This window comes from Haloarcula mannanilytica, from assembly GCF_005406125.1.
In the GTDB taxonomy this organism is placed as follows: Archaea; Halobacteriota; Halobacteria; order Halobacteriales; family Haloarculaceae; genus Haloarcula; species Haloarcula mannanilytica.
Genome location: NZ_BIXZ01000002.1, coordinates 529,380 through 550,720, shown reverse-complemented (window position 1 = coordinate 550,720; position 21,341 = coordinate 529,380). Strand labels below are relative to the sequence as shown.

Annotated in this window: 25 protein-coding genes and 3 tRNA genes; 16 read left to right on the top strand and 12 right to left on the bottom strand. The window is 59.1% G+C overall.

The annotated features are described in order from the left end of the window. The first annotated feature begins 443 nt into the window (after positions 1 to 443). From Harman_RS09990 to Harman_RS09945, 10 genes are all read left to right on the top strand, one after another. Positions 444 to 770 (top strand): PhiH1 repressor, encoded by a 327-nt coding sequence (locus tag Harman_RS09990; protein ID WP_137683632.1) that lies wholly within the window; start codon positions 444 to 446, stop codon positions 768 to 770. A 17-nt stretch (positions 771 to 787) separates the two neighbouring features. Next, complete coding sequence (locus Harman_RS09985; protein WP_137683631.1) at positions 788 to 1,081, top strand: winged helix-turn-helix domain-containing protein; 294 nt, start codon at positions 788 to 790, stop codon at positions 1,079 to 1,081. Between the two features lie 990 nt (positions 1,082 to 2,071). Then, complete coding sequence (locus Harman_RS09980; protein ID WP_137683630.1) at positions 2,072 to 2,590, top strand: type IV pilin; 519 nt, start codon at positions 2,072 to 2,074, stop codon at positions 2,588 to 2,590. Between the two features lie 117 nt (positions 2,591 to 2,707). Continuing rightward, positions 2,708 to 3,139, top strand: a complete 432-nt coding sequence (locus tag Harman_RS09975; protein ID WP_137683629.1) for a hypothetical protein — start codon at positions 2,708 to 2,710, stop codon at positions 3,137 to 3,139. 5 nt (positions 3,140 to 3,144) lie between these two features. Continuing rightward, the gene (locus Harman_RS09970) at positions 3,145 to 3,372 is read left to right on the top strand and encodes a hypothetical protein (protein WP_137683628.1); all 228 of its coding nucleotides are present in this window, start codon (positions 3,145 to 3,147) and stop codon (positions 3,370 to 3,372) included. After that, on the top strand, positions 3,369 to 5,153 hold the full coding sequence (locus Harman_RS21520) for a hypothetical protein (protein WP_200830874.1): 1,785 nt from the start codon (positions 3,369 to 3,371) through the stop codon (positions 5,151 to 5,153). Before Harman_RS09970 ends, Harman_RS21520 begins: the two co-directional genes overlap by 4 nt. Before the next feature lie 5 nt (positions 5,154 to 5,158). Continuing rightward, on the top strand, positions 5,159 to 5,731 hold the full coding sequence (locus Harman_RS09960; protein WP_137683627.1) for a hypothetical protein: 573 nt from the start codon (positions 5,159 to 5,161) through the stop codon (positions 5,729 to 5,731). Further along, positions 5,728 to 6,519, top strand: coding sequence for a hypothetical protein (locus Harman_RS09955; protein WP_137683626.1), 792 nt, complete (start codon positions 5,728 to 5,730; stop codon positions 6,517 to 6,519). Before Harman_RS09960 ends, Harman_RS09955 begins: the two co-directional genes overlap by 4 nt. Beyond that, positions 6,512 to 7,687 (top strand): hypothetical protein, encoded by a 1,176-nt coding sequence (locus tag Harman_RS09950; RefSeq protein WP_137683625.1) that lies wholly within the window; start codon positions 6,512 to 6,514, stop codon positions 7,685 to 7,687. The genes Harman_RS09955 and Harman_RS09950 overlap by 8 nt, the downstream gene beginning before the upstream one ends. Positions 7,688 to 7,847: 160 nt before the next feature. Continuing rightward, complete coding sequence (locus Harman_RS09945; RefSeq protein WP_137683624.1) at positions 7,848 to 8,231, top strand: hypothetical protein; 384 nt, start codon at positions 7,848 to 7,850, stop codon at positions 8,229 to 8,231. A gap of 27 nt (positions 8,232 to 8,258) precedes the next feature. Here Harman_RS09945 and Harman_RS09940 read toward each other — a convergent pair whose 3' ends face one another. The 7 genes from Harman_RS09940 to Harman_RS09915 form a co-directional block, all read right to left on the bottom strand. Beyond that, the gene (locus tag Harman_RS09940; RefSeq protein WP_137683623.1) at positions 8,259 to 9,557 is read right to left on the bottom strand and encodes a HEPN domain-containing protein; all 1,299 of its coding nucleotides are present in this window, start codon (positions 9,555 to 9,557) and stop codon (positions 8,259 to 8,261) included. A gap of 322 nt (positions 9,558 to 9,879) precedes the next feature. Continuing rightward, positions 9,880 to 11,643 carry a DUF7845 domain-containing protein gene (locus Harman_RS09935; RefSeq protein ID WP_235007187.1) on the bottom strand — a complete coding sequence of 588 codons (1,764 nt, stop codon included), beginning with the start codon at positions 11,641 to 11,643 and terminating at the stop codon, positions 9,880 to 9,882. Positions 11,644 to 11,645: 2 nt separating this feature from the next. Then, positions 11,646 to 11,789: a hypothetical protein gene (locus Harman_RS21515; RefSeq protein ID WP_200830873.1), complete on the bottom strand. Its 144-nt coding sequence runs from the start codon at positions 11,787 to 11,789 to the stop codon at positions 11,646 to 11,648. After that, a complete protein-coding gene (locus tag Harman_RS09930; protein WP_137683622.1) occupies positions 11,786 to 11,983 on the bottom strand; it encodes a helix-turn-helix transcriptional regulator in 198 nt (65 codons plus the stop codon). Before Harman_RS09930 ends, Harman_RS21515 begins: the two co-directional genes overlap by 4 nt. After that, a complete protein-coding gene (locus Harman_RS09925; protein WP_137683621.1) occupies positions 11,980 to 12,210 on the bottom strand; it encodes a hypothetical protein in 231 nt (76 codons plus the stop codon). Before Harman_RS09925 ends, Harman_RS09930 begins: the two co-directional genes overlap by 4 nt. A gap of 172 nt (positions 12,211 to 12,382) precedes the next feature. After that, positions 12,383 to 12,457: transfer RNA gene (locus Harman_RS09920), tRNA-Ile, on the bottom strand. Between the two features lie 127 nt (positions 12,458 to 12,584). Beyond that, positions 12,585 to 12,657, bottom strand: a tRNA-Asn gene (locus Harman_RS09915). Positions 12,658 to 12,752: 95 nt separating this feature from the next. Between Harman_RS09915 and cca the strand changes: the two genes are divergently transcribed. Next, positions 12,753 to 14,183 carry a CCA tRNA nucleotidyltransferase gene (gene cca / locus Harman_RS09910; RefSeq protein ID WP_137683620.1) on the top strand — a complete coding sequence of 477 codons (1,431 nt, stop codon included), beginning with the start codon at positions 12,753 to 12,755 and terminating at the stop codon, positions 14,181 to 14,183. On the opposite strand, the gene Harman_RS09905 is transcribed toward cca, so the two are convergent. The 4 genes from Harman_RS09905 to Harman_RS21745 all read right to left on the bottom strand — a co-directional run bounded on the left by Harman_RS09905 (position 14,162) and on the right by Harman_RS21745 (position 17,787). Continuing rightward, the gene (locus tag Harman_RS09905; RefSeq protein WP_137683619.1) at positions 14,162 to 15,169 is read right to left on the bottom strand and encodes a histone deacetylase family protein; all 1,008 of its coding nucleotides are present in this window, start codon (positions 15,167 to 15,169) and stop codon (positions 14,162 to 14,164) included. The two genes, cca and Harman_RS09905, sit on opposite strands and share 22 nt — an antisense overlap. Next, on the bottom strand, positions 15,170 to 15,607 hold the full coding sequence (locus tag Harman_RS09900) for a histone (RefSeq protein WP_137683618.1): 438 nt from the start codon (positions 15,605 to 15,607) through the stop codon (positions 15,170 to 15,172). It lies immediately after the preceding gene. Between the two features lie 55 nt (positions 15,608 to 15,662). After that, positions 15,663 to 17,123: a single-stranded DNA binding protein gene (locus Harman_RS09895; RefSeq protein ID WP_137683617.1), complete on the bottom strand. Its 1,461-nt coding sequence runs from the start codon at positions 17,121 to 17,123 to the stop codon at positions 15,663 to 15,665. A 193-nt stretch (positions 17,124 to 17,316) separates the two neighbouring features. Then, positions 17,317 to 17,787: a hypothetical protein gene (locus tag Harman_RS21745; RefSeq protein ID WP_235007186.1), complete on the bottom strand. Its 471-nt coding sequence runs from the start codon at positions 17,785 to 17,787 to the stop codon at positions 17,317 to 17,319. A gap of 135 nt (positions 17,788 to 17,922) precedes the next feature. Here Harman_RS21745 and Harman_RS09885 point away from each other — a divergent pair. From Harman_RS09885 to Harman_RS09875, 3 genes are all read left to right on the top strand, one after another. Further along, positions 17,923 to 17,995 (top strand) — tRNA-Arg (locus Harman_RS09885). 56 nt (positions 17,996 to 18,051) lie between these two features. Continuing rightward, positions 18,052 to 18,252: a hypothetical protein gene (locus Harman_RS09880; protein WP_137683616.1), complete on the top strand. Its 201-nt coding sequence runs from the start codon at positions 18,052 to 18,054 to the stop codon at positions 18,250 to 18,252. A 56-nt stretch (positions 18,253 to 18,308) separates the two neighbouring features. Beyond that, positions 18,309 to 18,929, top strand: a complete 621-nt coding sequence (locus Harman_RS09875) for a DUF309 domain-containing protein (RefSeq protein WP_137683615.1) — start codon at positions 18,309 to 18,311, stop codon at positions 18,927 to 18,929. 12 nt (positions 18,930 to 18,941) lie between these two features. On the opposite strand, the gene azf is transcribed toward Harman_RS09875, so the two are convergent. Next, positions 18,942 to 19,715, bottom strand: coding sequence for an NAD-dependent glucose-6-phosphate dehydrogenase Azf (gene azf, locus Harman_RS09870; protein WP_137683614.1), 774 nt, complete (start codon positions 19,713 to 19,715; stop codon positions 18,942 to 18,944). Between the two features lie 74 nt (positions 19,716 to 19,789). Between azf and Harman_RS09865 the strand changes: the two genes are divergently transcribed. Together Harman_RS09865 and Harman_RS09860 are read left to right on the top strand one after the other, a co-directional pair. After that, positions 19,790 to 20,137: a dihydroneopterin aldolase family protein gene (locus tag Harman_RS09865; RefSeq protein WP_137683613.1), complete on the top strand. Its 348-nt coding sequence runs from the start codon at positions 19,790 to 19,792 to the stop codon at positions 20,135 to 20,137. Positions 20,138 to 20,210: 73 nt separating this feature from the next. Further along, positions 20,211 to 21,308: a DUF7544 domain-containing protein gene (locus Harman_RS09860; protein WP_137683612.1), complete on the top strand. Its 1,098-nt coding sequence runs from the start codon at positions 20,211 to 20,213 to the stop codon at positions 21,306 to 21,308. Positions 21,309 to 21,341 lie beyond the last annotated feature (33 nt).

Below are 21,341 nucleotides of genomic sequence, written 5' to 3'. Positions count from 1 at the left end.
GTTCCAGCGGTTGGAGACTATCACTCACGCTTTCTCACCCCACGCTCCGACCGGCCACCGTCAGAGCGGCGGGTCGCGCACTCCGCGCAACTCGGCTCGCGGGTTCGTGCATCGATCCCGTCAGCATCACCTCGACAGGTGGCACAACTGCCGTCGTCAGAACTATTCGATTGCGATGCTTCGGTGTTTGTGCGGGGCTGTAGCCCCGTAATGGTGGATTCGCTCATCTTCCCATAGAGCGCGAAGCCACCTTTTCGGGCGGTGTTCCAGCACCGCCCGTTCGTCACAAACCAAGGAGAGTCATCTTCGACCGAATCGGGTGCTTCGCATACTTACCAATTAGCTACTGTTGCATAAATGCAACGCTGTCTCAAGAACAGTATTTTATGGTAGAATCGTAACATTGCCAGCACAAACAATATGCTATCCCATACGGGAAACCAATGAGACAGTCTGGCTCGTGGATGACCATTTGGGATGATAGAATCCTTGAAATCATCCACGAGGAAGGAAACGGCTCGCCGAAGGAACTGGAAGATCGCGACGAGGTACGGATCTCGAAGTCGTCAGTCTCTCGAAGACTGAAGAAACTCGCCGATCACGACCTACTCCAACCCTTAGCGAATGGAGTGTACATAATCACTGAGGAAGGGGAGGCATATCTAAACGGAGAGTACGACGCAGGTAAAGAGCGGTACATCAACCGTGGAAATTCCGCTGATGAGGAGAATGGAACTGACGCCCATGACGGTCCCGGTATCAACAGTTGACGACGTTGCCCTGAATCATGTCACGTAAGCCCGCCAAATGGATGGTCCCGCTCGATGAACGAATCCTCGAAATACTGAAAGCCGAAGGCTGGTCATCACCGCGATACATCGCACAGAAAGTATCGCTCCGTGCCTCTGTGGGCCGCGTGCGTGAGCGCTGCAAGATGCTCACCTACGCACAGATGATCGAACCCTTGACTCAACAGTTCCAGAACTACGACATCACGGGCTATGGACTGCGGTACCTGGAAGGACGGTTAGATGCCAATAACCAGCCGAGGCCGTCGGCGAAGAAAGTTCTGAGAGGTTAGTGCCACGGAAGCCTATATAATCTCTATTATCAACCCGAAATAAGGGTACTAACTATTTATCAACCAATAATAAGCAAATATTTTATTCGTTATTGTTTTGTTAGATGTGAGCTTTAATATAAGTATATCTGGTCAGATACCCATGGTGCATATCACCCAGAAGCAAAAGAGCATGAAGGAAATGATAGTACACATCGGTAGTGAATAGAATGACCGAGCATATGTTTTTAGAAATGTTGGTGTTTGTTTATGTGTCATTTATTCTAATTTGCCTTTATTTCATCATAAAAGATGGTCAGGAAACGCGTTTGATGAGTTTTATTAACTATCGTGGCAAGATGCTCGGTATTACATTCTTGTTTAAACAGATCTTAGTTCTCTCTTTTTTACCATTTATTACTATTGGATATATTTGCTGGGTTGTAATACCCCCTATCGTTAGCTGGTTATTTTCTCGGTCTGATGAAAGTTAGTTCAATTTTTGTTCTGTTATTATTGACCGCTCGTGAACACGAGGTCAAAAGAGAGATACTCTCGACTAACTCGAAGCCGATTACTGATAAATATTGCCGCGGACCATGGCAATCGCTCGCCGATAGCTTCCACTCAGCCCATGACACTCACCGAATATGCACACGGTTAGATCCACCTCGTGTGCATATCGCGTCGAGTGCGATCTTCGAGTTGCGACCCCATGGTTGCACGCAAAAATCGAATTTGTAGCGTCGAAATCGAGTTCAAGGCCACCTTGTAGCATTTTGAAATCGGAATTAATATTAGAGAATCTGTCGAGGAAACGTATGCGGGTTGGTTCCCGCTGAAATCTAAAGGATAATACTGGTCTCCAGACCAGGGGGTCAAATCCAGGCCCCCCTTTTGGCGCACACTTTCAATTCGGTCTATACCGGTTTCAAGTCAAGTTTGAAGGATAAAATGTTAACTTAACATTGAATTGGTTTTAATGTAGTCTCTCGTTACTGAATAGTTGCAATGGATTTGAAACAGCTGTTCCATGATGATGACGCCGTCTCTCCGGTTATCGGCGTTATTCTGATGGTCGCAATTACAGTGATTCTTGCGGCTGTCATCGCATCGTTCGTGCTTGGTCTCGGCGATCAGGCCCAACAGGCAACTCCGCAGGCCAGTTTCTCATTCGAATACGACGCTAGCGCAGGCGATGAGTCTGACTCTGGCCTCCTAACGGTCACACATGATGGTGGCGATACTATCGAGGCAGGTAGCCTCTACATGAGAGGAAATCGAATGGTTGCAGATGGTGACCTGAGCAATGAAGGTATATCTCCAAGCGATTCGGAGACTGCAGATTACGACGCTGACGATGGTGCTTGGTCTGATACTGGGGCTTACGGTGCCACCGACAGTGAGGTCTCGGCTGGACAGAGTATTGATGTAGGTGTCTACAGTGATTATGATGTCCGTGTAATCTACGAACCGCCAGAAGGCGATTCCTCCGCAACGCTCGGATCTGATACCGGTCCTGAAGCATAACCGTCTCCTCAATTTTTACATTTATTAGAGTTCACAGAGACATCAATCGGCTACTACCTGTCTTTTACCGACACACACGAGCCTGTTTCTCGTCCGCTTTGAGCGGATGAGTACTCTATGTTCGGAAAGATAGACATCGAAGACGCCCTGGCCGGTGTGATTTTCACCGCCAGCGCGTTCGTCACCAACGGTATCGCCTCGATCAGTCTGCTCGGCTACGACCTCGGCGCGTCTGTCGCCACGGTCCAGAACACGAGCATCGATCTCGCCTTCCTCCTCTCGCTCGGCGCGCTCGCCGCCGCCTACGCGACTAACCGAGTCAATCAGAGCCGCAACAAGTCCTATGAACTCGACACCGACCTCGCGAACATCGCCAAGGGTTCGGCCACTGTCGAAACCTACCTCGCGCTCGGAACGCTTGTCATCGTGCTGTTCACCGGCTTGAACATCCTCGGCGCGCAGGATATCGTAGTTGGCTCAGCTGCTATCGGTCTTACTGTCGTCGCCATCGAGGCCGCTGGCTACTACGTCATCAGCTACCTGGGGTGAATCCGATGGACCGAATACTCAGCTACGGGCTTATGGGCGTCATCGGCGTCTCCGCGTCCACAATCGCCGCCGCGGTCATCGGCTCCCCGCTCCCTGTGGTGAGTCCCACCGTCGTCGCCGGCGGCGTGATCGCCGCGCACCACGTCCGCGAACAGGAGACCGACGAGGCCAGCGACCAAGACGTGCGCGATCACGTCGAGCAGGTCGAGGCCAACGGAGGCCGCGAACTGTGACCCGCGCTCGCTCAGTCTTGCTCGCCGCGGTCATCCTGGTGTCCACAGTCGCCGTGGGCTTTGGACCGGGACTCGCCACCGCTCAAACAGACACGTACGCACAAGAGTTCACCACCGGCCCGCATAAGGTCAAAATTGACCTCTCGAACGTCACTACCGAAACGACGATCTCGGTGATTACCTCGGAATCTCCGGCGGGAGACAACGCAACAATCATGCGAAAGACAATCTCCGGGACTACGCCATCGGCACATTTCCGCAACGCTGGCGCGTATCAAGAGTTCACTATTCAAGTCGAGGGAGCCGACGCGAAACCCAGCTTCTCGAAAGGCGGCCCGACCGCCGCGTGGACGCCGGGTGACTCTGGCAAATTCCTCGGTGACACGGGTGGTGACGCCGATTTCACCTATGACATGAGTGAGCGTATCGGCGAGTCTGTGATGCCTCAGATTGTCCAACTCGACAGGACCGGGCTTCCAGACAGTACGACCGTCGATACTGACGGCACTGACGCCTCACAAACCAAGCTCGACCTGTACTACGCCGCGCAAAACCAGCAGTCCAGCGCTCAGAACCACCGTACGACGTTGGACAACTACCTCTCAGATACAAAAACACAGGCTCGTATTATCGGGAAAAATGCCTATATCAAGGCTCTCAACAACGGAGACAGCAAATCCGCGGCCAAGTCCAAGGCCAAAACAGCAGTTGACGACTACTACGCGGTCAAGCAGGTCCAACTCCTGAACACCTGGGAAGCTGTCGCTAACAGCCATATGTACTACGTTGAGGTGTCACAGAACGAATCCGGGATTGCCAATGACTATGCTGAACTTGATGTCACTGGCGATTACCCCGAAGACGCAAACCCGCCCGATGGAACCACTCAGCGGACGGTGACCCTGACCAACGGCACGACGACCGAAGTCACCACTATCGACGTATCTACCGGCGGCTACAGTGCCGAGGACGCCAACCGTGCCCAGTGGCTCGGCCCAACTCACGGACCCATTGAGTACAGCAACAACGGCTACTCTGACACAATACACGGTCTCAAAATGCAGGGCCCGACCAGTGACCATTCCCCACTCACCTACGGAACGGTCACCGAGTACAAGACCCACTGGGACGAAATCGAATCCCAGAGTACCTCCGTCCAAAACGACATGGACACGCTAGCAGAGAACACGTACAGCGCATATCAGTCCGGCGAAATCAACAATAGCGACCTTGTTGACCCCTACGTGCTGGCAAACCAGCAGTCCGCAGGCGAGGACTTCCAGGGCTGGACCGCCGCCCAGCTCACCCTGCTCGGCACGAACTCTCCGGAGAACTTCGACCAGATCGGGAGCTTCAACGTAACCACCGGTGACGGCACGCAGTACGAGGGGGTCCTGTTCTCTCAAGAAAACCCGGCCAGCGGCCAGTTTGAGAACGGCACGACCTACAACACATCCAACATCGGCGGCACACAGTACGTCGTCACCAGCGACCACATCGTCGAACTGGACGGTGAGTTCACCATCGACAGAATCACCACCACCAGCGGTGAGACGACCGAGAATGTCACTATCCAGAAAACCACCTACGAGACAACGAACGTCACCGAACTGAAACAGCAGTACGAAGACCTCGCTTACAGGCGCGCACAGATTGAGGCCCGCGAACAGGCCATGAAGCAGTCTGCAGGCGGTGGCTTCCTCGGTGGCAGCAGTGTCTCACCTGTTGTGGCATTCGCAATCATCGGCACGCTGCTGGCTATCGTCGTGCTTCAGAACTAACACCTATGCGCTCCATTCTTTTCGCCGCGCTGCTCGTGGTCAGCCTCGGCTGCGTCAGCGCCCCGTCCGTCGCACAGTCCGCCGGCAATCAGCCGGCCGAAGTTCCCAGCCCACAGCCCACGGCCCAAAACTCGGAACAGACAGCCAACGCCACCGAAACCACCCGCATTGACGGGAACACCGAGATTGTCGCCTCGGAATACCGACCGGATGAGGGAGTGGCCCGCATCACCCTCCGGTCGAGCGCGGTCCAGACGGTGACGATCTCCGACGCCGGCCGCTTCCAGGAAGGTGGAAAGATTCCCGTCCGCACCGTCGCCCTGCGCTCAGATGATACTGCCACTATCGAGATTCCCGTCACCGAGAAAGACGGCTACGTGGGTGTCGCCATTTCTACTGACAACACCCCACTGTACGCCGAAATCGTACAGCAGCCCTCTGGTGGTGGCCTGGACATCCTACGCGCGCTGTCGTCCCTGCAGGCGTGGCTCGCCGGGGCAACTGTCGCGTTCATCTGGATGATCGTAGCCGGCTACAACGTGATTCGTGGCGAGAACGGCCGCCCGGAGGTAGCATGAATCCCGCACCAACCTTCCAGAACAACCGCGACCGGCTTGTCTACCTACTGGCTGAGTACAAGCTACTAATCGGCGGGATGTTCATCGGTGCGGCCGTGTTGTTCGCTTACTACCAGCCACAACTGCCCACGCTGCCGACATGGATTCCCGCTATTGCCGTCGGCTGGCTTGTCTTGGCGATTCCCTGCTATCTTGTTGGCGCGAAAATCGCCCGCTGGCTCCGCCGCCGGAACTGGGTTGAAGTCCATCACGTCAACGCCGTCGAGGACACCACCGAGAAGTACTACGTCCCGCCGGCACTCTGGCGTGAGAAAGAAATCGATGGCCCGGACCCGTACCCCGTTAACGGCGGCAGTGCATGGGCGGTCCGCGAGTACGAGTATCTCGAAGACATCGACCAACTCCGCGTCGAGGGCGTCTGGCTCGAAGGCTGTCAGGATACGCAGCTCATGACCAGCAAGAAGCAAATGCAGGACATCCACGGCTGGCTCATCGACCGCGCCGAGGAACTCGCCGCCATTCGCGGCCGCTGGTCCCGTGGCTCCGTAGAGTTGCAGCAGAAACTCGTCACGGCCGAAGCCGAGGCGAACGAGCGTGGCCAGATGATCCAGAAGACCGCCGCGAAGGACACTTTCGGCGACCTCATCGAAGACGGCGAAGACTTCGAAGACGCCCCGACGATCCACGACCTCACCGACGCACCCGACCCCACAGCAGACGCCGCTGTGGGCGATGGGCCGGCAGTCCCGACCAATCACAACCAAGACCCGCAGATGAACGATGACTGACGACAGCACCGACCTCTACACGCCCGCACAGTTCCGCGAGTATCAGGATGGCTACGGACAGCGCGACCCGGACGAGGTACACGCACACGCCGGTATCGTCCGCGACGAGAAGCTATCTCGCTACCTCTCGATTCTGGAAACACACTACGATCCGCAGCGCTGTGACCGCCCGGAGAAAATGCCTGGCGAGGCCAAAGACCTCCGGCACGTCCGTGACATCATCCGTATCGAAGGGACCGAAACCGCACGTCGGGCGATGGCCAACGGCGATATGCAATCGCTCAAGCAATTCACCGGTGACGCCGGCCAGCGGGCCGATATCTCCGGTATCAAAGCCATCGACCAGCTCCGGGCACAGATGACCGGCCCCGCGCCGATGTTCTACCAGTGGGCCGAACCCGGCACGGGGAAATCGAACTTTGCCTGTTTGCTCGGCCAACTCTGGAAAGAACAGCAGGGTTCGGACGCGCTGGTGGCTTCGAACATCCGCACGCTCGAAGAGACTGACGAGTGGACGGACAAGCAGGGAGATCGTCGCGACGGCTGGCTCGCCAACTACGGCGAACTGAATGAATGGCTCAAACAGGACGGCGATCCCATGCACAACGAACAGTCTCCGAAGCTGTTCATCTTCGACGAGGCCAGCAGTAACGCCGGTGGCGGAGGCAAGGACGGCTACGATACGAAACAGAAACTCGGTCCGCTCACGTACAAGATCCGCAAGTACGGCGGCTCACTCATCGTCATCGGGCACGACGGCCGCGACGTGCATCCGCTGGTTCGGGAACTCGCCGTCTGCGTCCACAAGGAAGGCCTGAAAGAAGCCACCTTCTACGAGGATGTGAAGGGACGGAAGGGCGTGAACCCGATTTTCTCGGTGTCGGGAATCCCCGAGACGGACTGGCGCTACGACGATAAGGAACCGACTACGTGGTCCTGGTCCAGCGGCGAGGAAGACGGCGATGAAGTGGACCCGGCGGACCTCTCGCGGAAACTCGCGATCTACACGGTCATCACGGCCAAGGAGGCTGACCCGGACAGACCAAACCACGAAATTGCCGATTTCGTCCCGTACAGCGCCGAATGGGTCAGACAACGCTGGAACGAGTACGAACACGACGGTGACCACCGCAACGTGGTTGGTGAAGTGACGGAGCTAACCGCATGACAGCGACGGGATACACGGAAACCAACAACAACCAACCCCCCGGCGTACCCTCCCTATTGGCCCATAGCCGGCGCTCGCTATCGCTCGCTTCGAGAGCCATGGGCAACGGCGGCGAACAGGCCGGAGGAGTATCTATATATGACGCACGCGAGGTGCGTGAATGAGTCGAAGCCACAAAGCCAATCACTACGGCACGCTCGTCGAGCGAAAAGCCGCCGAGCGGTACAACCTCGATCTCGATAGGTGCAGCTGGCACGACGCGAAGCGAGCGGACGGAACGCCGGTCGAGATCAAATCGGCGATGCATCGGCACGCCGACGGCCAGCCGGGGACGTTCAAACTCTACGACCGGTATCACGAGCGGCTACGTGCTGCGAACGGGTGGTATGTCTTCGGCGTGTATCGGGTCCGTGGGAAAGGCGTAGAACTGTTAGAATGGGAGATGCGTCACTCGTCGCGGCTACCTCAGTTGGACTGGCATGGCGGGGGAGAGCATAGAGATGCACGGCAAGCAAAGTTGGATATTACAGACATATTCGGATAGACCCATCTCTTGTAATAAATTGAATGACTATTTATCATTCAACATTTGTTGAATCAAGTATATTTCTCGGTGGCGGGAGTTCTTCATTTCCTTCAATTTTGTTTCATCATTACGCCCAGTATTCAAAACAAATTCAAAGTCGGTAATATCCCATTTTTGTCGAAATTCCACAAATAACATGATGAGAGCTTCAAGCACCGTTTTCAATAATTTCAGGTCATCATCCTCAACTTTTGTCTGGCGACCCTCATGAACCAAGTTATTTCGGATTAATCGTACTCGTTGAAGTCGATATTTGAATATTTCTTTGTTTTCTGGCTCGAATAGAGAGGCTGTTCTAGAAGGTATCTCAGTCATCCTTTCTTGTTCATTTGTAAGTGTCATATTTTCAATTCCACGCCAATAATTCAAGAATGCATCTTGTTGATCTGACTCCGCAATCCCAGATTGATATAGATATAAACCGTCAACTAGCACTTGATCAACGTCATCTAATTCTCGCGGGATATCTGGTAAATATTCCATTCCAAACACATATCGCTCCTGTTTGTTTGACGACACTCGGACAGTCTTTCTGGGTTCAGGATCAGTACTATAAAAATAGGAATTGTATTTCTCTCTTTTGTAGTATCCTAAGTGAATGCCTTCTTTAAATACAAAGTAGATGAATGGTGGTCGTAATTGTGACCACCGATATGGCCATGGACCAGTAGATGCGTGAAAATCTGGAGCTCTTCCTTGATGGAGAGAAAAGTTGATTTTAGCACACAATAATTCAACAAGTTCAGAAATTCGATTCATAGCGTATCGTTGATCAACAGCCTCCACTTGATATTTCCAGTAAGAGAAGTTATTTGAGTTGATACTATTAGGTGATTTTTCTAAAACTCGTTTTATATTTCTTTTATTTTTAATTGACGGCCAATACTGCGTTTTCCATGTGCTATTAGCAATCCTAATGAGGTTTTCTTCCTGAATAGTGAAACTATCTGGCCTATCACCCATTGCTGTGAATTTTATATTCAAAGGAAAAACGATAGTATATTTTAGATGAGGTTCGGAATGGAGGCTTTTTTGAACATCTCCTTTGCTATTATGGAAGTATTGGACTGGATTCTTGTATCTCCGGGCTTTCCTCAGCACTTCTCGGGCTTTTCGACTAATTGTTTTATCAGAGACTCGAAACAGATCGTTATCAATAGACCACTCTTCTACAATCAATTGAAGGAGTTTATTGAATTTTGATATATTTTGTCCACTCAATGACCCATCAGTTTCAAAACAGTCTACCGCTTCCTCTACCCAGAGATCTAAATTTGAATTCACAACTAAGCATATAAGTGGGATCGAGTAAGTAACTTTAGCCCTCATTGGCAGAAGAAATTGAGAGAGGTTCGCATCCCTGTGTCAGAATTCTGTATCGGCGGGTAGTGTAATGCTATGCGGTGTATTTTGGAGAAGTGGCCTTAGCCACACGACTAAGGGGAACCCGGAAACTCGCTTTCCGGGTTCCCCCTGGTCGCGCGGCTGGGTGACGTGACCAGCGGGAACGAACCCAGCCGCGCGACACGCGATTTTCGGGAGAAAACGCACAGTATTGCCGCTAAAACAGTGTGAGAGATAGTGATGCCTCTATCCGGGGGTGTGGCTACCCGCCGCGCCACTCATCAGCCGGCGGACAGCCGGCCGCTTTCCACGCCTCGAAGTCGAACCCGTCGCGGGCACTCTCAGCGGCGCGTTCTTCCCGTCGGTAGTCACCTGACCGGTAGGCCGTCTGGAACGCCTTCGACAGGTCACGGAACCGCTCACGGCCGCCGTCGGCCGTCTCAACGATCACGTGGACGCCGTAGGTGTTGTCTTCGACACACTGCGTGTACGCCGTCTGGATCTCACGCAGGATGTTCCGCGCTTCCTCGAAGTCAGCCGGCGTGTATCCAACCTTCAACAGCTTCCGGCAGTCGTCAGCATCCGTCTCCGTAATGGCGTACTCGCGACGAACCTGTGCCCATCGTGACCGCGCACGTTCCTCCGCGGCGTCGGCCAGTTCCATCGCGGCGCTGCCGATCTCCTGCTCGAACCGATCACCGGCGGCGCGAACTCGCTTCAAGAGTTCCTGCTGGATCTTCTTCGACGACAGCTCCAGTTCGCCGTAGGTGTGTTCGATCAGCCCTTCCATCCGGTCGATCACTGTCCTGATCGTTCGGTACGTATAGCCCGTTTGCTCAGCTGCCGCCTGGGGCGAGACCTTCCCGCCGTCGGTTAGCAACAATTCTGTCACGTCCCGGTCTGCGGTGGTCATGTTGCCCCACAGTTGCATCACGCGGTGTTCCTGGTCATCTTCGATCTTCGGCAGCGGACACTGCACGAACTTCCGGGCTTCCGTCGTATCTCGCACGTCCCAGAACGGGTCGAAGTCGACGAACACACTGCTGTCGGCGCTGGTCGCAAGCCCACACCAGTCCAGACAGTTCAAGATCGTCTCTTCCAGTTCGCGCCGCGCGTCGTCGAGGTCGTCCCACCGCACGGTCTCCTCAGTTCGGCTGGTCTGGTAGGCGACTTCGAACTTCGGGTGATACAGCGCATGATCCGGCTCGTAGTTCTCCGGGTGGTTCGGGTAGTAGTGCTTGAGTTCCTTCCCCAGCCCATGCCCACGGACCAACTGGTCGGCCTTCTCGTCTTCAACGGTGGCAGTGACGTAGTAGCCCGGAACTTTCGTGTTGTCTTCGACGTGCTTGCGGTAGCCCGACCGGTCGCCCTGAATCAGCGTGTGACACCGCGCTATCGGTCCATCTGGCGCGTACAGCGGCCCACTGTCTGCCCGGTACAGCCGGACGTAGTACGCGAGGTCACTGATGTGGCTGTCCGGGTGCGGCTGGTCGAAGTACCGCGCGGCAATCCCGTAGGCGTCCATCACGCGCTTGACGAGGGTTAGATACTCCTCGTGGGGCAAGTTCGAAGCCTGCACCTGCACGTCGATATATGGCGCGCCGTAGTCCGGCACCGATACTGGTTCGCCGTCAGAAGTGAGATTCGGCCACCGTGGGCGGACGGTGATCGTTCCACCCTTCACGCGCTTGTCCCGATCTGCCCGTTTCCCCTCGTAGGTCGGGGAGTCCTTCGCGACGAAGTAGAACTGGAACTCTCGAACCGTCTGGATCTGGAACTCCGGGTTGTCCCACGCATCCAGCCCGCTCTCGGAGTAGTCGAAGCAGGTGGCCCACGTCTCACCGTTGAACTCGATGTCTCTGGTCGGCTTCCCTTCGGTTTCCCAGCGGTCGCCCCACTCCTTGATGAGCGAATCCATCGCGTAGTAGGGCTTCAGTCCGTAGTCTGGCACGCTGGGGTCGGGATGCACACCAATCGTAAAGCGCACGTCGCCCTCATGAGGGGCACATTTGAGATGCCGCGACATCCCTACCTCCCGCCCTCAATCTCCGCGACGGCCTGCTCAACCTCAGCTTGACTCTTTGAAAGAGGTTGGAAGTTTGTCCAGTCGAAATGAAGGGGCTCGCCCGCTTCTACGTCGTACAGTTCTGAGGCCCTGACGAACCCCTTCACGCGCTGGTCACCTCGGTTTTCTCGCGGGCTCGCCGGAGCAGATTCCCGACAGTACCGGGTGCGCGGTCGGTCTTTCGGGCGTACTCACGGGGCCCATACTGGCCCATGCCCACAGCCTCGTACACCTCGCGTTCGGCGTCAGTGAGCGGCGACAGGTCGGGCTCGTAGTCGAAAAGCGAGGACTGGGGACTCACCGCCAGTCACCTCCGAAACACTCCGGGTTCCCACAGAGCTTGTAGTGGGGTCGATACGCGGCGATAGGAACGTCCGTGAACTCAGCGTCACTTCGGTACTCGGCTTCGGGACAGGCGGGTTGTGGCTCGTCAGCGTCCGGATCGAGGCGATGCAGCGTGTCCGCGTACTGCGAACGGTTCCGTACGCCCTTCTCAGGGATCGTAGTGGGCGCTGACGCCTTACTCATCGTTCGCACCTCCGAATCGCAAAACCGCCAGACAGCGGCGACCCCCAACAAGAGGCTTGTTGAACTCAGGTTTCAGCGGGGGTGTTCGAAAGCGGCGGAAACATGGATTACCGCACGCTCGTATACCTGATGCTGTCGAACTGTTTCGGTCACGGAACGGGCAGAAACGGGATGGGCCCTGCCGGATTTGAACCAGCGCTCAATCGGTTATGAGCCGATCGCTTTAACCAGACTAAGCTAAGGGCCCTCAGAATAGTGTTGATGAGTCCGCATCTTTAGCCTGTCGGGTTGGAGTGGTGTGATTTCGAAACGCAAGTCGACAAGAACCAGGACGAGTACTCACAGCGCTCGTCAATTTCGGAATGAAAGAATGACGCCACCGCCAGGGCTCGAACCTGGGACAACCTGGGTAACAACCAGGTGCTCTACCAACTGAGCTACGGCGGCGCGAACGCATCTATGGATTGCCAGAGTTGGTAATTAGGGCTTTCGTTTCCAGTCGGCATCGACACGCTTTCACGCACTTGTGCATAATCGGCGGTATGAGCGAGGAGTTCGATGCCGTCGTCGACGAAGTGCGAGCGCGGGTCTCGCCCACTGACGACGAGCGAGCGCAGTTACAACGGGTCGCCGACGCGGTGATTGCCGACGCCGAAGCGGCTGTCGCCGATCTGCCGGTCGACGCCGAAGTCATCCAGGTCGGGTCCACAGCCAGAGGCACGTGGACCGCCGGTGACCGGGACGTGGACGTGTTCGTCTGTTTTCCGCCGTCACTCGACCGCGAAGCATTGGAGGAGTACGGCCTGACAGTCGGTCACGAGGTCTTGCCCGAGGGGCGTGAGGAGTACGCCGAACACCCATACGTCGTCGGCGAGCGCGAGGGGTACGCCGTGGATCTAGTGCCCTGTTACGCCGTCACGGACGCTACCGAGATCCAGTCTGCAGTCGACCGGACGCCGTTTCACACAAGATATCTGCAGGAGCGGCTGGACGACGACAGCGCGGGCGAGGTGCGGGTGGCAAAGCAGTTCTTGAAGGGTATCGGTGTCTACGGGAGCGACCTCCGGACCCGCGGATTCTCCGGCTACCTGACGGAGCTGCTGGTGCTGGAGTACAGCGGCTTCCAGGCGTTCGTTGAGGCGGTCGCGGACTGGCACCCGCCGGTTCGGCTGGACCCCGAAGATCACGGGACCGAGACGTTCGACGACCCGCTGGTCGTCATCGACCCGACGGACCCCGAGCGCAATGTCGCGGCGGTGTTGTCCGCCGCGAACGTCGCCACGCTCCAGCACTACGCACGGGACCTGCTCGCCGAGCCGCGGGCGTCGCTGTTCACCGAGCGCGAGCCGGACCCGTTCTCGCCGGCGGACATCGAAGCCGCGGTGTCCCAGCGGAACACGACGCCAGTTGCACTTCGCTTCGCGGCTCCGGACATCGTTGACGACCAGCTCTGGCCCCAGCTCCGGAAGTCCCTCGATGGGCTTTGCAGTGAACTCGACCGTCGTGGCTTCGAGGTGCTACGGTCGGCTGCGTTCGTCGAGGACAGCGGCATAGAACGCAAGAGCCGGAATATCGACGGTGTACCGGCCGGTGGCGACGGCGAACTGCCGGCACAGCGCGACGCCGTCCTCCTGCTCGAATTCGCCGTCGCCGAGCGACCGGCCATCGAGCGTCACGAAGGGCCGCCGGTCCACGTCCGCGAACACGCGAGCGGGTTTTTCGAGAAGTACGACGACAACCCCGAGGTGGCCGGCCCCTTCATCGACGGGGACCGCTACGTCGTCGAGCGGCCCCGGACAGTCACCACAGCCGTCGAGTTTCTGTCCAGCGACGCTGTCTTCGACGTGGGACTGGGGCCGCGGATCGAATCGGCACTGGAAAATGGCTACGAGGTGCTGGTCGGGACAGAGCTTGCGGCACTTGCTACCGGCTTCGGCGGCGACTTGGCCGACTATTTCGACCCGAAGCCCTGAGCGGCGAGTTCATCGAGGACATCGCGGGCGTCGTCGCTGACATCGTCGTCCGGCTCCATGGGCTGGTAGCCGTCGAACACCTCGTGGACGGTCGTAATCGAATCCGCGAGCGTGTCCAATCCGTAGCCACCTTCGAGCACGAATCCGAGCGCAGCGCCACAGGCGTCCGCGAGCGAGCGCATGCGGTCGGTCATCGCCCCGTACCCCTCCGTCGAGACGCGCATTCGTGAGATCGGATCGTGTTCGTGGGCGTCGAACCCGGCACTGACAAGCAGCAGATCGGGGGCGTAGTCGCGGATCGCCGGCGCGATGCACTCGTCGATGGCGGCGAGATAGTCGGCGGTGTCAGCCCCCGGTTTGTACTTCACGTTGAGGGTCGTGCCGTCGGCATCGCCCGTGCCGGTCTCCGAAATGTCGCCGGTGCCGGGGTACAGCCCGTCTTCGTGTATCGAGGCGTAGAACACGTCCGATCGATCATAGAAGATGTCCTGTGTGCCGTTCCCGTGGTGGACATCCCAGTCGAAGATCGCGACGCGCTCGGCGTCAGCGTCGAGGGCGGCCTGTGCGGCGACAGCCGCGTTGTTGATGAAGCAAAAGCCCATGGCGTCGTCACCGACAGCGTGATGGCCCGGCGGCCGTCCGAGGGCGAACGGCGTATCGCGGCCGGCGTTGCCATCAAGCGCGGCTTCCGCCGCCCAGACCGAGAGGCCGGCCGACGCGAGCGCGGCGTCCCACGTTTCCTCGACAGCGACGGTGTCAGCATCCCAGTTCCCGCCCCCGTCATCACAGAATTCCCGGAACTCGTCGATGTAGTCGGTGTCGTGGACCTCGCGCACGAGGTCGATGTCGGCGTCGTTGGCGGCAACGTACTCGACGCTGTGGTGTTCCTTGAGCGCGCGCCGTATCGCTCGAAGTCTGTCAGGACTCTCCGGATGTCGCGGCCCGGTGTCGTGGTCCAGACAGACCTCGCGGTAGCCGAAGTTCATTCAGTAGTACTGTTCGAGTTCGAAGTACGTTTCTACGTCAGCTGCCTTGATCGTCCGGCGGTCAGCGTGACGAGCCAACGTGGCGGCCGCGGCGGCCGTCTCGTCGGCGTACGTTTCGAGGATAGACGCGAGGGCGACGCGGGCGTCCATCGCGACGCGGTAGTCGTCGTCGATGTCGAGCCGCGCGATCCGGTCGACGGGGGCGACGGGGAGTTCGAGGCCGTCCTTTTCCGGGACCTGCTCGATGCCGAAATCAGCCGGCATCAGCGTCTTCCGTCCATCGGTGGTGGCCTCCGTGGCTGCCGTGACGGCCAGGGAGGCGCCGTGGTCCTGTATTCGACGAGCCAGTTCCTCCGCAGCGTCGGCACTCACCCGGAGTCCGTCCGCGTTCCGCCGAATGACAGCATCCACCGGTGCGAACGGTAGCTCGACACTCATACCCAAACCCGGGAGTGTTGCGGTCTTAAGAGTTTCCGTAGCGTCGCTCGCCGACTCAGAACACGTCCTCAGCGTGAAGCCGGTCCTCGCGGAGCTCACCGCGGACCGTGATCTCCTGGCCTAACTGGACGCGCTCGCCGGTCTCGACGCTCATCGTCTGCTCGCCGTCGTCAAGCACCACAGGATCACCGGTCTGGACGACGGTGCCCGTGAACTCTACCTGCTGGCCGGCGCTCTGTGCGCTCCCCTCCGAAGAAGTATCGTCGCTGCCAGCGCTGACAGCGGCCGCCTCGTCGCCGCTGCTGTCAGTGTTATCTGCACCATCACCGAAGGAGGACAGGCCGGCGTGTTCGGCGTCGGTCGACTCGGCGCTGGCTCCCCCGCCTACGCCACCAGTCGCCAGGTCCGCGCCGTCGTCAAGCACGACGATGGTGGAGTTCCAACTGGCTGAGGCCTCCAGATCGTCCTGCCAGCCGTCCTGGATTTCGACATCGGCCGCAAGCACTTCGTCGCCCGGCGCGATGTCCTTGTCCGCCTTGTCGCCCCACAGCGCCACCCGGATGTCGCCCGTCGCGTCCTGAATGCGGACGTTCCGGACCTGTCCCTCGCTGCCGTCGTCGCGGTCGAACGTCCGCTTGGGGTCGGCCGAGCGGACGACGCCGGCGATGTCGACCGTCTCGTCGATCTCGACCTCCGCGATGGGGTCGGCGTCGGGCTCGAAGGCCACGTCGTCCTCGACTTCGTCGACGGCCCCCTGATCGCCGACGTGGAGTTCCAGCGAGCCGTCCCGCTCCCGGACGTAGCCGTCGACGATCTCGACGGCCGCGCCCGCGTCGAGTTCCTCCGCGCGGTCGGCCCGGTCGTCCCACAGCGTCACTCGGATACGTCCTGTCTCGTCGCCAAGCGTCAGGTTCGAAACGCGGCCCTCGCTGCCGTCGTCGCGGTCGAAGGTCCGTATCGAGTCGGTGTCGAGGACGAGCCCGCGCAACGATACGTCGGACTGGCCCATCGTCAGCGCGTCGATAGAGGAGCCGGCGCCCGGCTCCACGTCGATTGTGGCGTCCTCGTCCGGCTCCGCCTTGTCGACGGATACCTCCAGCCCGTTGTAGCCGTCTTTGGGCCGACCCTTCACCCGGAGCACGTCGCCGACCTCCAGTTGCCCCTCGTCGATGTCGACGGCCTGACCGTCCCAGAAGGCGAGCCTGACGCTGCCGCTCTCGTCGGCGGCCTCGACGTTGATGACCCGACCATCCTCGTCCTCGTCATCGCGTTCGAAGGTCTTCAGGTCGCCGATGGCCATCACTTTGGCGAGGAACTTCACCTCGTTCATCCCGGGTTCGATATCGGCGATGGCGTTGACCTCGTTCTCGTTGAGTTCGTGGGCCAACAGCATCGCGGCCGTCTCCTCGTCGGCGAGCCCACCCATCTGCTCGACCTTCTCCTCGACGGCCTCGCGGAACTCCTCCTCGGAGACGTCCGTCTCTAAGTCCTCGTAAATGTCCTCTATCGCACCCATCTATCTATGGGATGCTGGGCTGTGGCGCGCTTAAGCGTTGTCGTTGTGCGGACGAGCGGGCGCTGTCTGGTGATTTCGGTGTCGTTTCGTCCATCGATTCGCAATGGTCCCGGGATCGGTTATAAATCCTCGTCCACAGGAGGTGCCGGTTCGTCGTGTCGACCTACCGCGGCAGTCACGGCCGGACGACCCGTCAGCGCGTCGCCGTCGCCACGTCCGTCGGGCCGTCACCGCTGTCGTGAGTAACGACCACAGTGCCCGGGCGTCCGTTTGCAAGAGTTACGACGGCCCGATAGTTGATTTCCATAACCGCCTGCGTGCACATGTCGCCGGCGTCCGGCATGTCCGTGGTCCCGACGGCAACAGTCAGTTCGTCGGCGTCGGCATCGTACACTGCATCGGTCAGTTCGGCCGTCTTACACCCGTTCGCGCCCCAGATGGTGCCCTCGACAACGACCCGCGCTCCGTCGAACGAGACGGTCGCCGTATTCGCCTGGGTGCCGGCGGTCCGCTTAGTGACGCTGAATGCGGTCTCGGTGACACCCGGAGCCTCGCCCGCGCCGTCCGTGGGCGATTCCTCGTTGCCGGGGCCGGTACCGAGACAGCCGGCGACGGCTGCTGCTCCGGCGAAACCGCCACACTGCAGGAACCGTCGGCGCTTCATACCCGACCTGCTGTCGGCCACTTGCATGGCAGTTGCGATGACTCAAACGCGCCTTGCAGCGAGGTATGTCGACCCACCGCGTGACGGCACGCGAACCGTCACCCTTTTTAGAAGCACCACCCTCTCTGGAGATGAGTCCGGATAGGGTAGTGGACTATCCTCTTGGCTTGCGGAGCCAGGGACCGGAGTTCAAATCTCCGTCCGGACGTTTCTGCCGACACCAAACCGCGAGCGACAGGTGTCGGCGAAACTCGACGCGGAGATTTGAGCAGACGAGGAACGCGCAGCGAAGCGAGCATTTCTCGGCGCGTTCAAATCGCCGTCCGGACGTTCACTTCGTTCACGACCGGCGAGCTCCACGCTCGCTTTGCTCGCGTGGAACTCCGTCCGGACGTAATTCTCTCGAAGCGACCCCGCGAGCGACAGCGAGCAGTCAGGGCTGGGAGCCGTATCTACCGACACTGAACGCGGACAAGGCGAAACGCCGATGTGGTTTTCCGATACCGTACCCAACCCACCGTGTGCGCGACTATCTCCGTGCCGGTATCGCAGTGTACAACGCGGGGCGCTACCACGCCGCCCACGACGCGTGGGAGGAATACTGGCTGGATCTCGATTCTGGCGACGACGAGCGGTTCCTGCACGGCCTCATCCAGTTCACAGCGGTCGTTCACCACGCCAGCGAGGAGAACTGGTCGGGCGCGCAGGGGTTGGCCGAGAGCGCGACGGAGTACCTCGATGGCCTGTCTGACCCCTACCGCGGCGTGGCCCTGGCCGAGGTGCGGTCGTTCCTCGCGGCGACGGCGGCTGACCCGCACCGTGCAGCGGAGGGCGACCCACCAACACTGACCCACGGAGGAGAGGCCGTTGGGTACGACGACCTCGACCTCGATGCGACAGCGGTCGCCGCCGAGGTGCTGGCAGAAGACGGCCGCTACGACGAGTCCGTCATCGACGCTGCTGTCGGGTACGCACGCAAAGAGATCGACACCGCCGGCGGGTCGCAGTTCGTCGGGATGCTGTTTTCGTTCGTGCGCGAGCGCGACCAGCGCCCGGTCGTGTATCAGCGGCTCCGGGACCACGTCGAACTGGAACAGCAGAAAGACGACGACGTGCGGGGCCTATTCGACGCTTCTGACTAAGACCAGCTCAGGTTACGCGTCCGGTTCCGCGACCCGCTCCTCGCCCTCGAAGTGCGCGGAGTTGTCCATTGGCTCGTAGCCAAGCACTTCCTTGGCGCGCTCGATGGAGTAGTACTTGCGGTCGTTGTCGGAGATGCCGTAGACGATCTCGTATTCGTAGTCGGCCTGGAGCGCGCAGTCGTGGATGTGGGCGCAGTCACGGTAGGAGAGCCACATCGCCTGGCCGCGCTCGTAGTCGATGGGTGGGTGACCCCGCGTGAGGTTGCCAATGCGGATGTTGCAGACGGAGAGCCCGTGCTGGTCGTGGTAGTAGCGGCCCAGCACTTCACCGGTGGCTTTCGAGACGCCGTAGAGGTTGCCAGGGCGGGGGAGTTCCGACCCGTCGAGGCGGTACTGGTCGTCCGGGCGATACATCTCGGGCGTGCGCTCGTCCGTTTCGAAGGCACCGACGGCGTGGTTCGAGGAGGCGAAGACGAACTTCTCGACGCCCTCGTCGATGGCGGCCTCGTACATCTTCTGCGTGCCGTCGATGTTGTTCGTGAGGACGGAGTCCCAGGGGGCCTCCGGCCGAGGGTCGCCGGCCAGGTGGATGACAGCGCCGACGCCGTCCATCGCCGCAGCCACGTCGCCCTCGCTTGATACGTCCCCGATGAGGTACTCGTGGTCGGGCTCCTCGGCGGGTGGGCTGTGGAACATAAGCTTCCACTCGTAGGCGTCCTCGAGGCCTTCGAGGATGGCCGCCCCGACAGCGCCGCCAGCGCCGGTGAGTAGAACCGGGTCGTCCATTCGTATGAGAGGATACGTCGCCCCCAATAGGTAGCTTGCGGTTCGCTTTTCTGTCGCCCAGCCGAGCCGATTGTATGGACCCCACAACCCCACAGCAGGCGTGTTTCGAGGCGGGCATCAAGTTCGGATCGCTGTATCACCAGTTCGCCGGGACGCCGATTAGCCCGGCCAGTGCCGACTCGCTCGCGGCGGCAATGGAGGAGGCCATCGAGAACCAGCCCTTCTGTGAGGACGTGACCGTCAGCGTCCGGACGGAGGCGCTGGAAGCCGCTATCGCCGAAGCGGGCGCGGACTACACGGAGCTGACCGGCCGGCTCATCGAGGTCGAGATGGTCATCGAGTACGAGGGCGTCACGGTCGAGACGAGCATGGCGATGGACGACGGTTACCCGCTGATGCAAGTCGACGCGGTGCAGGAGTGAATGGCTGGAGGGCAGCCTGAATCTCTGCCACAGCCCCGAAAATTTTACCAGAGGTGGCTGTGAGGCTTCCGACATGGCCCTCCACGCAGTCGACGACATAGACGACGCTATCGACGCGACGAAGTCGTTCCTGTTCCCCTTCGAGAAGGGAACGTGGCTCCGAATGGCGTTTGTCGTGTTCTTCATCGGTGGCGGTGGTGTCGGACTGAACAACGTCCAGTCGTTCAGCAACTTCGGGGATTTCACTGGCGACGGCGGTCCCAGCGGCCCTGGAAGCGAGTTCCAGCTGGCCGCCCCACTCGAAACGGTGGCCTCCCTGCCAGGAGACCTCGCCTCGCAAGTCTCCGGCCCCAATGTCCCAGCCGGCGCTCCAGAGGAAGTGCTCGCCGGAGCCGGACTCCTCCTGTTCGCCGTTATTGGCCTATTCATCCTGCTCGCGCTCGCCTACGGTATCCTGAGTAATTTCATGGAGTTCGTGTTGACCCAGGCGCTCATCGACCGCGAGATCCACGTCCGTCGGTATTTCAGCGACCACGTCGGGAACGGACTCCGGCTGTTCCTGTTCCGACTCGCACTCGGCGTTATCTGGCTCGGCGTTGCGTTCGTGATCGGTGCGGCCGTGTTCTTCCTGGCGCTCGGCGGCGAGGCCGCGAACATCGGCACGTCGAGCCTCTTCGCGCTGTCGGGCCTGTTCATCGCCGTGTTCGCAGTGCTCGCGATAAGCTACGGTATTGTCTACGGCTTTACGACGGTTTTCGTCGTCCCGCTGATGACGGCGGACGAGGACGGCGTCCTCGCCGGCTGGTCGCGGCTCTGGGGGTCGATGAAAAGCGCGCCGAAACAGTACCTCGCCTACCTGTTTTTTTCCATCGTCCTCCAGATCGGTGTCGGTATCGTCAGCGCGATCCTCGGTATCATCGCATTCATAGCCGTTCTAATCCCGTTCGGTCTCGTTGCGGTTGCGCTGTATCTCGCGCTCCAGAACACTGTCGGCGTGGTCTTGGCCGGCATTGTCGGGCTGCTGGGACTGCTGGTCCTGATGGTCGCCAGTGCGCTGATCCAGGTCCCGCTGGCGACGTTCCTGCGGTACTATGCGATGCTCGTGCTGGGTGACATCGACGCTGACATGGACCCGATTCCCGAAGTCCGCTCGGACATCCGGGCCGAGTAACGACAACGGCTTTTCGGTTTCGAGAATTGCCAC